The organism is Ruegeria sp. CL5, assembly GCF_056536485.1.
Genome location: NZ_JBQFPS010000005.1, coordinates 206,417 through 218,956 on the forward strand (window position 1 = coordinate 206,417; position 12,540 = coordinate 218,956).

Sequence of the window (12,540 nt, forward strand, 5' to 3'; positions counted from 1 at the left end):
AAAATTTGGCGAGGCTTGGGAATGCCTGACTATGATCAATCGTTATGGCGGCAGACCTGCGGCGAGAGTATCAAAACGCAAAAACTCTCCGGTGACGTAACCGTAGACATTGCAATTATAGGAGGCGGGTACACGGGATGCTCTGCCGCCTTGACCGCAGCAAAGGCTGGGGCTTCGGTTTGCCTACTCGAAGCACATCAGATTGGGCATGGCGGCTCGGGTCGAAATGTTGGGTTGGTCAATGCTGGGCTTTGGCTGCCGCCTGATCAAATTCGATCGCACCTGGGGCAGGTGCCGGGCAGCCGTCTGATCGATCTGCTGGCGATTGCACCGTCTGAAGTCTTTGGGCTGGTCAATGCGCATGAGATCGCCTGCGAGCCGGTGAGGCATGGCACGTTACATTGTGCCCATTCGGCCAAGGGCTTTGAGGATTTGCATACACGCCATAGCCAGTTGAGCGTTTCTGGAGCGCCGGTCGAGCTACTTGATGCAAACACCTCACGCAAGCGCACAGGTAGCCCCGCTGTCCATGGCGCTTTGTTCGACCCCCGTGCTGGCACAATTCAACCGCTGGCCTTTGTAGTCGGCTTGGCACGCGCCGCGCAGGATGTGGGGGCGCTGATCCATACCGAAAGCCCAATCCAATCCCTGCGACAGGAGGCGGGGATGTGGGTTTTGCACGGAGAAAACGGCACCGTGCGTGCCAAATCGATCATTCAGGCGACCAACGCCTATCATCAAGGCATCGTCGATACCGCGCCCGCCTACGTACCTGTGTACTATTTCCAATACGCCACTGCTCCGCTGTCGCGTAACCTACGAGCCAGCATACTGCCCGAGGGTGAAGGGTGTTGGGATACAGGGCTGATCATGACATCGTTCCGGCTGGATCAGGAGGGACGATTTATCATCGGCGGAATGGGTGATCTGAACAGCGTCGGAGGCTTTGCGCACAAAGCTTGGGTCAGTCGCAAGTTGGTAGCGGTCTACCCGCAACTGGCGGATCAACCGCTGGTCAAAGGTTGGCACGGACGCATTGCGATGACTTCAGACCACATCCCCAAGATCATTCAGATCGGTCCGCATGCGCTGGCCGCGCATGGGTTTTCGGGGCGTGGGATCGGACCGGGCACCGTGTTCGGTCGCTTGATGGCCGAAAGCCTACTTAACGATGATCCGTCGCTGCTGCCTGTGCCGCCGATAACGGAGTACCGTGAGAGCTGGACGGGTCTGCGCCGTGCTTTTTTCGAAACCGGAGCTGCACTGACGCACCTCGTCAAAACCCGATTTTGAAGTTTAGACAGACCGGGTAATACCGCCGTCCACACGGATATTCTGGCCGGTGATATATCCACCACCTTCGGAAGCCAGCAGCGAGACGACCGAGGCGATCTCATCATAGCTGCGCCCATAACGGCCCATCGGAATGCGTGCGCGGAACTCTTCCTTCTCGGGAAGGCTGTCGATGAACCCCGGCAAGACGTTGTTCATGCGGATATTGTCGATGGCATATTTGTCCGAGAACAGTTTTGCAAAGGCCGCCAGCCCCGCGCGGAATACGCCCGAAGTCGGAAACACCGGGTCAGGTTCAAAGGCGGCAAAGGTCGAGATGTTGATGATCGATCCACCACCCTGCGTCTGCATGATAGGGGTAACCAGACGTGTGGGCCGCACCGCGTTCATGAAATAGACATCCATACCAGTGTGCCAGTCCTCATCCGTAAGCTCGAGCACCGGTGCGCGTGGGCCATGACCAGCCGAGTTGACCAATACATCGATGCGCCCCCAATGGTTCATCGCCGCATCCACAAGTTTTTGCAGGTCATCAGTTGACTGGTTCGAACCCGTAATACCGACCCCGCCCAATTCATGCGCCAGCGTCTCACCCTTACCCGAAGAGGATAGGATGCCAACGTTGAATCCGTCCGCCGCCAACCGGCGCGCGCTATCCGCGCCCATACCGCTGCCGCCTGCAGTGATCAATGCAACTTTTTCCATCTTCGCGCCCCTCTGCGATATCTGATGTGAAGATGGCTGACCCGTATCAATTTGACCAATCAGTTCTGTTGCGCAGTAGCAGTAGAAAATCTACAGTCTTTGAATGCCTGCTCTTCCACCTCTCAACGCGATGCGCGCCTTCGAGGCCTCGGCGCGTCACTTGAACTTTCGCCTTGCAGCGGAAGAAGTTGGGGTCACTCAAGGGGCCGTTGCTCAGCAAGTGCGTGGACTTGAGGCGCGATTGGGGACTGCTCTGTTTGAACGCCTTCCGCGCGGGTTGCGGCTAACCGAAGCGGGACGCAGGCTACAAGCGCCACTATGTCGGGCGTTTCGTCTGATCGAAGATGCCTTCGATGACCTATCCAATAATAGGCAGATCGCAATATCGGTCACGCCCAGTTTTGCATCTAAATGGCTGGTGCCGCGTTTGAATGATTTTCTGACCAGCTATCCCGATATTTCAGTTCAGGTTGATGCACGCGAGCGGTTGGCGGATTTCAGATCGGATGGGATCGACATCGCAGTACGTCAAAGCCGTTCGCCGATTGCGCAGGACCTGAATGCCATACCGCTATTCTCGACCGAGTTCGTTGTTGTCAGCTCTCCAAAATTGGCGTCACAAATCTCCAGCCCAGATGATCTGATGGAGTACGTTCTACTCAGCGATTCCCACGGACTTTGGCCTCTGTATCTGGAACGTGCCGGGGTAGAGGGGAAACCCCGGATGATAAGCTTCAGTCAGACAAGCCTGGCGATTGACGCCGCAATCTCAGGTCAGGGGTTTGCGCTGGCCAATGCCCCGCTTGTTTCGGATGAACTGGCCTCGGGGCGCCTATCGCAACCATTATCCGAGGTGCTGGTTGATGATCTGAGCTTTTTTATCGTCACCCCTAAGAAGCCACGTCAACCAGAATTAGTAGGACACATGCGCGACTGGCTTCTGTCTCAGGTCTGAAGATTGGCGGCAATGCTCTCGATCCGTGTGCGTATCCAGCGATGCGCGGGATCGTTGGTCGAGCGCTGGTGCCAGACCATGTAGATCGACACTGGGTCACACCCAAATGGTAAGGGCGCACAGTCCAGTGTCGCCAGCGGGCCGCGTTGCATCAAAGCTGTATCGGTCGAGATCAGGTCGCTGCCTTTCACGAAGGGCGGGATTGCGTTGAAATGCGGCAAGGTAACAACGGGTGGTCTGATCTGGCTTTGGTCCACGCCACGCATTACGGCACGGGCATTTCGTCCGTCGGCGAAACGCACCTCGACATGATCGCTATCGCAATATGCCTGCCAGTCCTTGGGCGGGTCGTGGTGGGAGGCATCGTAGAAAATCATTAGCGGGCTGGTGATCAGCCGTTTCTGAAAGATATCCGGCCCATCTGGCGGCAATGGGGTCAGCATCAACTGGCACCGGTCACTGCGTAGTAGGTCCGGGTCCGGAACCCCCGAAGGGATGAATTCCAGCCGCAGCCGGACGCCTTCGTCGCGTGTTTCCCGCAGCAATTCGGGAAAGATCAGCTCGCGCGGCATATCATTGGTGGCGATCTGGATGCCCATCTGTTCAGACACAGGATCAAATGGACGGCCGACGGTCAGGGCGCGCATGTTGTCCAACACCTGTTGCACCGGCTCTTTGAGGGCAAGCGCGCGTTCAGTCGGGGTCAGCCCTTGACCGGATCGAACGAACAGCGGATCACCAAGCACTTGCCGCAACTTTCCCAGCGTATGGCTGATGGCCGATTGCGTCACCCCGAGCCGGTCGGCTGCCTTCGAGACTGAACTTTCTTCGAGTATTGTCAGAAATACCCGAAGGACTTTGCCATCAAGATCAGTGAAATCAATTTTATTCATACTGTATATGATTATTCATGAATGGATTTGGTGTCCATGCCGGGATAGGGGGAAGGGCAGCAAGCAGGAGGCACACGATGGGGATCCGCTTTTTCTCGGACAAGAACCGACCCGTTCATATGGGCTCGTACCCGTTGGAACGGCTGGCACGGCAAAACCGGATGCCTGACTTGACACAAGTCCCACCAATGCGCGCGCTCAGCTTTCACCGTTCTGATCGGCCCGAAAGCATCGTCAATGCAATGGGAGAATTCCAGGCAATGCTGGATGCGATCCGGGACGGTTTCGTGAATCCAGTCGCGTCTGAAATCCCAGCCGATCCCGTTGATCGCGTCAACCACCTGAAAGCGTTCGGCTATTTTAACGACGCGTCGATGATGGGCTGCGGACCTCTGCTGCCGGATGCAATGTTGGCCGAACCCCGGCGCAACCCGGATATCGATCGCTTGGCCCATGCCCTTCGAACCCGTCAGACCAAAACCCTGGCCTCGGGCATCGATGTGATCATGGCTGATCTGAAAGAAAGCATGGAAGCCGCGCCCAAGCCCATTGACAGCCATCGCCATGCACTTGTGTTTCTTTATGAATTCAACCGTGATCCTGATCCTTCGGAGCCGGGGGCCGATTGGATTGCGGATGCGCAGGACCAACGCGCCTGCCTCTTGGCCACCGAAAATGCCGTTGTGATAGCCAACTATATTCGTTTGTTGGGTTTTGATGCACGGGCACACTCGGCAATGTCATCCGAGGTTGATCTGGGCAAACTCGCCGTGGCCGCAGGCCTGGCTTCACTGGAGGACGGCGAAGTCGTAGTGCCCTGGCTTGGCAAACGCTTTGGTCTGGCTGCGGTAACCACCGAAATGGAAATTGCTCATGACCTCCCGCTTTGTCCCATGGCGGAACAACCCTGGTTCCGGACCCAGGGTCCGGCGTGGTGGTTGGGTACCGGCTTTGCGAAGAATGCCATGAACCGTGATCCGTATGCTAAGCGTCGATATGTCGATGGTGCGCATCCGTTCGAAAACCTCAAACGCGTGGACAACCCCACCACATATATCGACGAAGAGAATGTCGCCCGCGTTCCCAAACGGGCGGATATGTTCGCGCGCGCACAGTTCGGCGACATGGGCAAAAACCTGCAGGACGCAGCCAAGGGCGGCTATTATGTCCGCAAAGCGGCTCCAAGCTTTGCACAGCGCCGTGCGCTGGGCGCGTTTGTTCTGCTGCAGGATGGCGACAGCGCCAAGCTCGAAGGACCTACAGATGCCGACCGGAATGCCGCGAACATCAAGGCTGCGACTTACTTCCTTGGGGTCGACGCGGTGGGCCTCAGCCGGTGCCCGGAATGGAGTTGGTATTCCCACGACGCCACTGGTGAAGAGATAAACCCGCCACATGATCAGGCAATCAGCATGATCATTGATCAGGGTTACGAGACAATGGAAGGTGCCAGCGGTGATGACTGGATCAGCGTGGCCCAGTCGATGCGTGCATATCTGCGGTTTTCGCTTTTGGGCGGCGTTATCGCGCAACAAATCCGCAACCTCGGCTACAAAGCCAAGGCCCATACGGTGATGGATGGAGAGGTGCTGCAGCCCCCTCTATTGCTACTGTCAGGAATGGGCGAGGTCAGTCGGATCGGAGAAGTTATTCTGAACCCATATCTCGGCCCCCGATTGAAATCGGGTGTCGTGACAACCGACATGCCGATGACGCATGACAAGCCGATTGATTTTGGCCTGCAGACTTTTTGTGAAAGCTGCAACAAATGTGCGCGTGAGTGCCCATCGGGTGCGATCACCGCCGGGCCGAAGCTGATGTTCAATGGCTACGAAATCTGGAAGTCCGATAGCCAGAAATGCGCGACCTACCGGGTCACCACTCCGGGCGGCGCCATGTGTGGGCGTTGCATGAAAACCTGCCCCTGGAACCTGGAAGGCATATTCAAGGAACGCCCTTTCCGATGGGCCGCGATGAATATCCCTCAGGCCGCGCCTGCCTTGGCAAGGCTGGACGATGCCGTCGGCAATGGCGGTTTGAATGACACCAAGAAATGGTGGTGGGATATAGAGCTGGAAGCTGACGGTGCCTATCGCCCAACGCAACATCCCCTGAACCGGCGCGATCTGCAAAAGGACCTCGACCTGAAATACGAGGATCAGACGCTTGCGGTTTATCCGGCCTATCTTGCGCCGCATCCGTGGCCCTATCCGTTTGCGATGGACCGCGAGGCCGGGATCGCAGCGTATGAAGCGATGCTGACTGCCGATGAATACAAAGCCCGCAAGGCTGCAGGCGATATGTCGGTCATTCATCGTTATCAGATCGCAGGCGATGCTCCGGTCATGAGGGTGGAGCTGACTAAGGTCGATAAGATGACCGCGGATGTCACGAAGTATGAATTCTCGACGCTCAATGGTGCCCGGCTGCCCGAATGGACCGCTGGTGCGCATCTGGACGTGCTGGTCGCACCTGAATTTTTGCGGCAATACTCCATGTCCGGCGACCCGTCAGATTGCTCGACCTATCAGATCGGCGTTCTGCGTGAAGACGAGGGGCGGGGTGGATCAGCCCTCTTGCATCGGATTTTCAATGAAGGTCGTAAGGTTTTCATTTCCAAACCGATCAACCACTTTGAGCTGAATGAAGATGCATCGAGAACCTTCCTGATGGGGGGCGGCATCGGGATTACTCCGATGATTGCCTTCGCGCATCGATTGCACGCGTTAGGAAGTCCATTTGAACTGCACTATTCTGCCAGCACGCGCGCCGGGGCGGGATATCTGGACGACTTGGCCACGATGCCCTGGGCGGATCACGTTCGCTATCATTTTTCAGATGAGGGCACGCGTGCTGATTTGGATGCGATCCTTGGCGGTTATCAGGAGGGTTGGCATGTCTACACCTGCGGTCCGGATCGTTTCATGGATGGCGTCATGCAAGCCGCCGAAGCGCAGGGTTTCCCAGAAGAAGCGCGGCATCTGGAGTACTTTTCGGTCCCTGAACAGCCGGAATACGAAAACCACGAATTCACCCTCAAGCTGGCAAAATCCGGTCGGGAACTGAAAGTGCCAGAGGACAAAGCTGCTGCTCAGGTCCTGAATGAAGCGGGAATACACGTTGATGTGAAATGCGCCGATGGCATCTGTGGTGTCTGCAAATGCGGAGTGATTTCGGGCGAAATCGAACATCGTGATTTTGTGTTATCGAACAAACAACGAGAAGGGGCGATCATACTCTGCCAAAGCCGTGCGGCGCAAAAAGACGGTGTGATCGAAATCGATCTCTGAGCGCAGTCTGAATGCGACATATTTAGATCAAAAAATAGGTCGCACAGGCCATGGACGAACAGGGGTCGCTGCACTAACGTCCCTCGCAAAACCCAGTGAACCCTGATCAACAGGTGCGAGGTACTTTCATGGACTATCACAGCCCCGCCAGTTTTGCCGAAGCTTCGGCGCTGGCACAAAATGCAACGGGCATCACGCGGTTTCTGGCGGGGGGCACCGACGTTCTGGTGCAACTGCGCTCGGAACTGGTGACACCTGATACGCTGATCGATATCAAGAAGATCAACGGCGTACATGACATCACCCGTAATTCCGACGGCAGTTGGACATTGGGTGTAGCCACAACCGGCGCAGAGATGAGCGAGCACCCTGAGCTTGGCCACGACTGGCCCGGCGTGGTCGAGGCAATGGACCTGATCGGATCGACTCAGGTACAGGGGCGCGCGACGTTGACCGGCAACCTTTGCAATGGCTCTCCGGCGGCTGATTCCGTTCCCGCCATGGTCGCGGCAGGTGTAACGGTCACAGTCACTGGCCCAGAGGGTGTGCGGGACGTGGCGGTTGAAAACATCCCGACCGGCCCCGGTAGAACTTCACTGGCTAAGGGTGAGGTAATCTCGTCTGTCAACATTCCGGCGCGTGGCGAAAACGGTGGGGATGCCTATCTGCGTTTCATCCCGCGTACCGAAATGGATATCGCCGTGGTCGGAGTGGGTGTAAACCTGCGACTGGACGGCGACATCATCACCGAGGCGCGCGTATCACTTGGGGCTGTCGCTCCGACCGTTCTTCTGGTCGAAGAAGCAGCCCGCGCGATCATTGGCACCACTTTGGATGACGCCGCTCTCGATGCTCTCGCCGCTGCCGCATCGGCCGCGTGCAACCCAATTGATGACAAACGTGGCACCATCGCGTTTCGGACCGAAGTTGCCGGAGTTCTTGCCAAGCGTACCGCCAAGATCGCCTATACCCGCGCCAAGGGAGAGCAAGCATGAGTAAGCTGCACGTAACGACCACCGTAAACGGTGATGAAGTTGAATATCTTTGCGATGCGCGTGAAACGCTGCTGGATTGTTTGCGCGACAAGCTGAACTTGACCGGCGCGAAAGAAGGCTGCGGCACGGGTGATTGTGGCGCTTGCTCTGTGACCGTCGATGGTCGTTTGGTGTGTTCGTGCCTGATGCTGGGCGTCGAGGCTGAGGGCAAGCAGATCGAAACCGTTGAAGGGATCGCAGATGGCGATGTCCTTCATCCGTTGCAGAAGAAATTCATTGAATACGCCGCTCTGCAGTGCGGTGTTTGTACGCCGGGCATATTGGTTGCGGCCAAATCCCTGTTGGAAAAGAACCCGAATCCAACCGAGGAAGAGGCGCGCTATTGGCTGGCTGGCAATCTGTGCCGCTGCACCGGTTATGACAAGATCATCCGCGCCGTGATGGATACGGCTGCTGAGCTGCGGGAGGCTTCGTAATGGCACTCGACGATCGTAAGTCCATCTTCAACTTCGTAGGCACGCGCCCCGACCGCCCTGATGGGCTCGACAAAGTGACAGGTCGTGCCAGGTTCGGGGCTGATGCCTACGCGCCGGGTATGTTGCACGGGGCAATCCTGCGCTCACCCCACGCACATGCGCGGATCGTCAGGATCGACACCTCAAAGGCCGAGGCGCTCAAGGACGTCAAGGCTATCGTCACTCGCGCAGATTTTGCCGTACTCCCGTTCAAGCCGGGTCTGGAAGGCGAGTTCTGGAATGTCCTAGAAAACGTCATGGCAGGCGAGAAGGCGCTGTATGACGGCCATGCGATTGCTGCGGTTGCCGCGACTTCAGCGTTGGCTGCACGTGATGCGCTGAAACTGATTGAGGTGGAATATGAAGTGTTGCCTCATGTCACCGATGTAGACAAGGCGATGGCTGCGGATGCACCGGTGATCCGCGAAGGTGCGGCCGACTATTCGGTGCCTGAAGGCATGCATCCAAATGTCGTACGCTATCATGAAAGCGGTCACGGAGATGTGGAGGCCGGGTTTGGCGAGGCTGATCTGGTCATCGAAGACAGCTTTTTGACCGAGGCGACTCATCAGGGCTATATCGAGCCTCATGCCTGTCTTGCGTCGTTGGGCATGGATGGTAAGGGAGAACTGTGGTGCACCACTCAGGGTCATTGGTACGCTCAGAAATACTGTGCCACGTTGCTAGGCATCGAAACCGCGCAGTTGCGCGTGACAGCTTCCGAAATCGGAGGAGGTTTCGGCGGCAAAACCACTGTTTTCATTGAACCGGTGGCTTTGGCGTTAAGCCGCAAAGCCAACCGCCCGGTCAAGCTGGTGATGAACCGATCCGAGGTATTCCGGTCCACTGGCCCCACTTCATCCGCGTCGATGGATATTAAGATCGGGATGAAGAAAGACGGCACGATCACAGCGGCCCAAGGTATTTTTCGTCTGCAGGGCGGCGCGTTTCCCGGTGCACCCGGCGATTTGACTGCGATGTGTGCTTTTGCGCCCTATGACCTGACCAACGTGCGGCAGGTGGGGTATGACGTAATAGCTAATCGCCCCAAACAGGCCGCCTATCGCGCGCCGGGCGCACCAATGGGTGCTTTTGCGGTTGAATCCGTGCTGGATGAGCTGTGCAATCAACTGGGCCTCGACCCTGTGGATGTGCGCCTCAAGAACGCGGCGGCTGAAGGTTCAAAAGCCAGCTATGGACCCACATATGAGCGCATCGGCCTTGTCGAAACACTTGAAGCAGCCAAAGCACATCCGCATTATTCGGCTCCGCTGAAACCGGGACAGGGGCGCGGAATTTCCTGTGGCTTCTGGTTCAACCATGGTGGCGAGACGTCTGTTTCGTTGGCTTTATCCGAGGATGGCTCGGCGCAAGTAATGGTTGGAACGCCTGACATTGGCGGTTCGCGTGCATCAATGGCCCTGATGGCGGCCGAGGTTCTGGGTATTCCCTATGAAAACATTCGGGTGACCGTCGCGGACACCGCTTCGCTTGGTTACAATGATGTCTCTCACGGCAGCCGCGTAACCTATGCCAGTGGTCTGGCGACGATCAAAGCCGCAAACCACGCGGTTGAGAAACTGTGCGAACGCGCAGCAGCCAAATGGGGCATTCCGGTTGATGCGGTGAAATGGGAGGATGGTTGCGCAGTACCGTCGGGCCCGAATGCGGGCGATTTCGACCCGCTGCCGTTGGCTGACATCACCGCAGATATGGGCGCGACCGGAGGTCCGATCTCAGGTCATTTCGAAGCCACCCCTGAAGGCGCGGGTGTGTCCTTTGGCACTCATATAGTGGATGCCGAGGTGGATTCGGAAACCGGCAAAACAAGCATCGTCCGCTACACGGTCATTCAGGATGCCGGCAAGGCAATCCACCCGACCTATGTGGAAGGCCAATACCAAGGCGGCGCCGCGCAGGGCATCGGCTGGGCGCTGAACGAAGAATATATCTATGGCGAGGATGGTCGATTGCAGAACTCGATCTTCCTTGACTACCGCATTCCGGTCGCAAGCGATTTGCCGATGATTGATACGGTGATTGTCGAAGTGCCCAACCCCGGCCACCCCTTTGGCGTGCGCGGCGTGGGAGAAACCGGGATCGTGCCGCCTCTGGCCGCCATCGCCAACGCGGTATCCAACGCAGCTGGTGTGCGGATGAAGCAACTGCCAATGTCGCCGCCGCGCATTCTGGCGGCGCTTAAGGAAAAATGATCCAGGTTCACCTCTGGTCCAGCCTCCGGTCTCTGACCGGAGGCCAGCAGGTGGTCGAAGTTGAGGCGGCTACCACGGGGGAGTTGTTGAACGAACTGGTGCGCCATCATCCCAGATTACAGGCCCCAATTGACGCGGGCGTATCGGTCGCGGTTGACGGTCGCATCATCGCGACGGGTCTGTCCGAGCCGATCCCGGAAGGTGCCGAAGTTTATCTTATGCAGCGCCTGCGCGGAGGCTAGTACCGGCGATACGGCTTGGGGGCATAGCGGTAATGGGGAGCGCGATAGCCTCTGGAACGCTGATGCGGCCTCTGGGCCCTGTATTTGGGATGATTATACGCCGGTTGTCGATATTTGGGGCGCTTATACGTCGGCTGACGATACAGCTGCTTTTGCTTCGGCTGCTTGATTTTCTTCACTTTGATCTTCGGTTTGTGCCTGTTGACCTTCACAACCGGAAGATCAACCTGCGCCCGGTTCTTGGCGAGAGCGTGATGCAGTGTAATATGGGGATCTGCTGTTCTATCGTAGTAAACACCCAAGGTCGCGATGCGCTTGTATCCCGATGGGCCATACGCTGCGATCTCTTGTGCAGCCAAAGCTTGTCCAGCCAGAAAAACAACGAATGCAGGCAGATATGTCGTGATGGGTTGTTTCATCATCTCTCCTATCTCTGACACCAATTGTGGGCCTGACAGAAAGATGTGGTTGCCTTCGGTTTCTGCCTAGTAATACTGGCTCACAGCCTGGCGAGGGAAAGTGCAGATCAGTTTCTGACGATTCCTGGTCAGGAATATCCGTGCGACAGGATAAACTGACTGCAGGCTGCTGTCAAAGTGGGGAAGCGAGTCCTCTCACGAAGATAAAGATAGACCTGACGTTTGTCGTGCAGATTCAAGATAGGGCGGAAGGCGACCTCCAACGGCAAGAACTCGGCTGCGGTCTGAGGCAGAACGGTGACCCACTTACCGGATCGCACCATCGTGATCAGCGAATGGGTGTTGTGGATGGTGACCTCGGCAGCCTCTGAGACAGGTGCGAAATCAGGCGTCCGGATCAGGTCGCACAGCCTGTTGTGTATGAACGGTGCCCGATGCAATTCCGCGATGGTCGGAGGGGTGTCCTGCGCGATCAACGGATGATCCGAGGCCGCCACAAGGCCAAACGCATCCGCGAACAAGGGAACGGCACGGACCCCATTCAGCGCATGCTGCCCCGAAGCGATGCCGATATCGGCCTGATCGCGGCTCAGGGCGTCCAGCACCTGCTGGGTGTCAGTGTCCCGCAGATCAATCTGCACGCCGGGAAATTGCTTGCTCATATGCTCCAAGAGACTTGGAAAGATCAGCGCGGCGACAGACGGGACCGAGACAATGCGGATCAGCCCCTGTTCCGCACGGGCTGCGGCCTCGATATTCTGGACTGTCTGATCGAAGTGACGAACCTGTTGCAAGGCCAGATCGAACACTTGCTTTCCCAAAGGGGACAAACGGTTCTTGCGCTCACCGTCAAAGAGTTTCTTGCCCAGATGATCCTCAAGCTGTTTCAGCGTCATCGACAGGGCCGATTGCGTGCGCCCCAGCCGGTCTGCCGCCTCGACCAGATTGCCGGTTTGGGCAACCGTGCAAAAGCAACGCAGCATTTCGATCTTGAGTGTCATATTTCAGTTTTATTGAAAT

General features: G+C 57.1%; 11 protein-coding genes. 7 read left to right on the plus strand and 4 right to left on the minus strand.

Annotation, left to right across the window (positions count from 1 at the left end; all coding sequences use genetic code 11):
• Nucleotides 1-21 precede the first annotated feature (21 nt).
• Nucleotides 22-1,293: an NAD(P)/FAD-dependent oxidoreductase gene (locus ACR0IU_RS10955; protein ID WP_480716257.1), complete on the plus strand. Its 1,272-nt coding sequence runs from the start codon at nt 22-24 to the stop codon at nt 1,291-1,293.
• Between the two features lie 3 nt (nt 1,294-1,296).
• On the opposite strand, the gene ACR0IU_RS10960 is transcribed toward ACR0IU_RS10955, so the two are convergent.
• Nucleotides 1,297-1,998 carry an SDR family oxidoreductase gene (locus ACR0IU_RS10960; protein ID WP_480716258.1) on the minus strand — a complete coding sequence of 234 codons (702 nt, stop codon included), beginning with the start codon at nt 1,996-1,998 and terminating at the stop codon, nt 1,297-1,299.
• A gap of 103 nt (nt 1,999-2,101) precedes the next feature.
• Here ACR0IU_RS10960 and ACR0IU_RS10965 point away from each other — a divergent pair, with 103 nt between their 5' ends.
• A complete protein-coding gene (locus ACR0IU_RS10965; protein ID WP_480716259.1) occupies nt 2,102-2,953 on the plus strand; it encodes a LysR substrate-binding domain-containing protein in 852 nt (283 codons plus the stop codon).
• On the opposite strand, the gene ACR0IU_RS10970 is transcribed toward ACR0IU_RS10965, so the two are convergent.
• Nucleotides 2,944-3,846: a LysR family transcriptional regulator gene (locus ACR0IU_RS10970; protein ID WP_480716260.1), complete on the minus strand. Its 903-nt coding sequence runs from the start codon at nt 3,844-3,846 to the stop codon at nt 2,944-2,946. The genes ACR0IU_RS10965 and ACR0IU_RS10970 overlap by 10 nt on opposite strands.
• A gap of 77 nt (nt 3,847-3,923) precedes the next feature.
• Here ACR0IU_RS10970 and ACR0IU_RS10975 point away from each other — a divergent pair, with 77 nt between their 5' ends.
• From ACR0IU_RS10975 to ACR0IU_RS10995, 5 genes are all read left to right on the plus strand, one after another.
• On the plus strand, nt 3,924-7,136 hold the full coding sequence (locus tag ACR0IU_RS10975; RefSeq protein WP_480716261.1) for a reductive dehalogenase: 3,213 nt from the start codon (nt 3,924-3,926) through the stop codon (nt 7,134-7,136).
• Nucleotides 7,137-7,264: 128 nt separating this feature from the next.
• Nucleotides 7,265-8,131 (plus strand): FAD binding domain-containing protein, encoded by an 867-nt coding sequence (locus ACR0IU_RS10980; protein WP_480716262.1) that lies wholly within the window; start codon nt 7,265-7,267, stop codon nt 8,129-8,131.
• Nucleotides 8,128-8,607, plus strand: a complete 480-nt coding sequence (locus tag ACR0IU_RS10985) for a (2Fe-2S)-binding protein (RefSeq protein WP_480716263.1) — start codon at nt 8,128-8,130, stop codon at nt 8,605-8,607. The genes ACR0IU_RS10980 and ACR0IU_RS10985 overlap by 4 nt, the downstream gene beginning before the upstream one ends.
• On the plus strand, nt 8,607-10,859 hold the full coding sequence (locus ACR0IU_RS10990) for a xanthine dehydrogenase family protein molybdopterin-binding subunit (protein ID WP_480716264.1): 2,253 nt from the start codon (nt 8,607-8,609) through the stop codon (nt 10,857-10,859). The genes ACR0IU_RS10985 and ACR0IU_RS10990 overlap by 1 nt, the downstream gene beginning before the upstream one ends.
• Nucleotides 10,856-11,101, plus strand: coding sequence for a MoaD/ThiS family protein (locus ACR0IU_RS10995; RefSeq protein ID WP_480716265.1), 246 nt, complete (start codon nt 10,856-10,858; stop codon nt 11,099-11,101). Before ACR0IU_RS10990 ends, ACR0IU_RS10995 begins: the two co-directional genes overlap by 4 nt.
• Here the strand turns inward: ACR0IU_RS10995 and ACR0IU_RS11000 are convergent.
• Nucleotides 11,098-11,520 (minus strand): hypothetical protein, encoded by a 423-nt coding sequence (locus ACR0IU_RS11000; RefSeq protein WP_480716266.1) that lies wholly within the window; start codon nt 11,518-11,520, stop codon nt 11,098-11,100. The genes ACR0IU_RS10995 and ACR0IU_RS11000 overlap by 4 nt on opposite strands.
• Before the next feature lie 128 nt (nt 11,521-11,648).
• Nucleotides 11,649-12,521: a LysR family transcriptional regulator gene (locus tag ACR0IU_RS11005; protein ID WP_480716267.1), complete on the minus strand. Its 873-nt coding sequence runs from the start codon at nt 12,519-12,521 to the stop codon at nt 11,649-11,651.
• Between the last annotated feature and the right edge of the window lie 19 nt (nt 12,522-12,540).

Excerpts from the sequence above, each read along its gene's own strand:
- ACR0IU_RS10955 (WP_480716257.1), top strand. The coding sequence starts at position 22 with ATGCCTGACTATGATCAATCGTTATGGCGGCAGACCTGCGGCGAGAGT.
- ACR0IU_RS10960 (WP_480716258.1), bottom strand. The coding sequence starts at position 1,998 with ATGGAAAAAGTTGCATTGATCACTGCAGGCGGCAGCGGTATGGGCGCG.
- ACR0IU_RS10965 (WP_480716259.1), top strand. The coding sequence starts at position 2,102 with ATGCCTGCTCTTCCACCTCTCAACGCGATGCGCGCCTTCGAGGCCTCG.
- ACR0IU_RS10970 (WP_480716260.1), bottom strand. The coding sequence starts at position 3,846 with ATGAATAAAATTGATTTCACTGATCTTGATGGCAAAGTCCTTCGGGTA.
- ACR0IU_RS10975 (WP_480716261.1), top strand. The coding sequence starts at position 3,924 with ATGGGGATCCGCTTTTTCTCGGACAAGAACCGACCCGTTCATATGGGC.
- ACR0IU_RS10980 (WP_480716262.1), top strand. The coding sequence starts at position 7,265 with ATGGACTATCACAGCCCCGCCAGTTTTGCCGAAGCTTCGGCGCTGGCA.
- ACR0IU_RS10985 (WP_480716263.1), top strand. The coding sequence starts at position 8,128 with ATGAGTAAGCTGCACGTAACGACCACCGTAAACGGTGATGAAGTTGAA.
- ACR0IU_RS10990 (WP_480716264.1), top strand. The coding sequence starts at position 8,607 with ATGGCACTCGACGATCGTAAGTCCATCTTCAACTTCGTAGGCACGCGC.
- ACR0IU_RS10995 (WP_480716265.1), top strand. The coding sequence starts at position 10,856 with ATGATCCAGGTTCACCTCTGGTCCAGCCTCCGGTCTCTGACCGGAGGC.
- ACR0IU_RS11000 (WP_480716266.1), bottom strand. The coding sequence starts at position 11,520 with ATGAAACAACCCATCACGACATATCTGCCTGCATTCGTTGTTTTTCTG.
- ACR0IU_RS11005 (WP_480716267.1), bottom strand. The coding sequence starts at position 12,521 with ATGACACTCAAGATCGAAATGCTGCGTTGCTTTTGCACGGTTGCCCAA.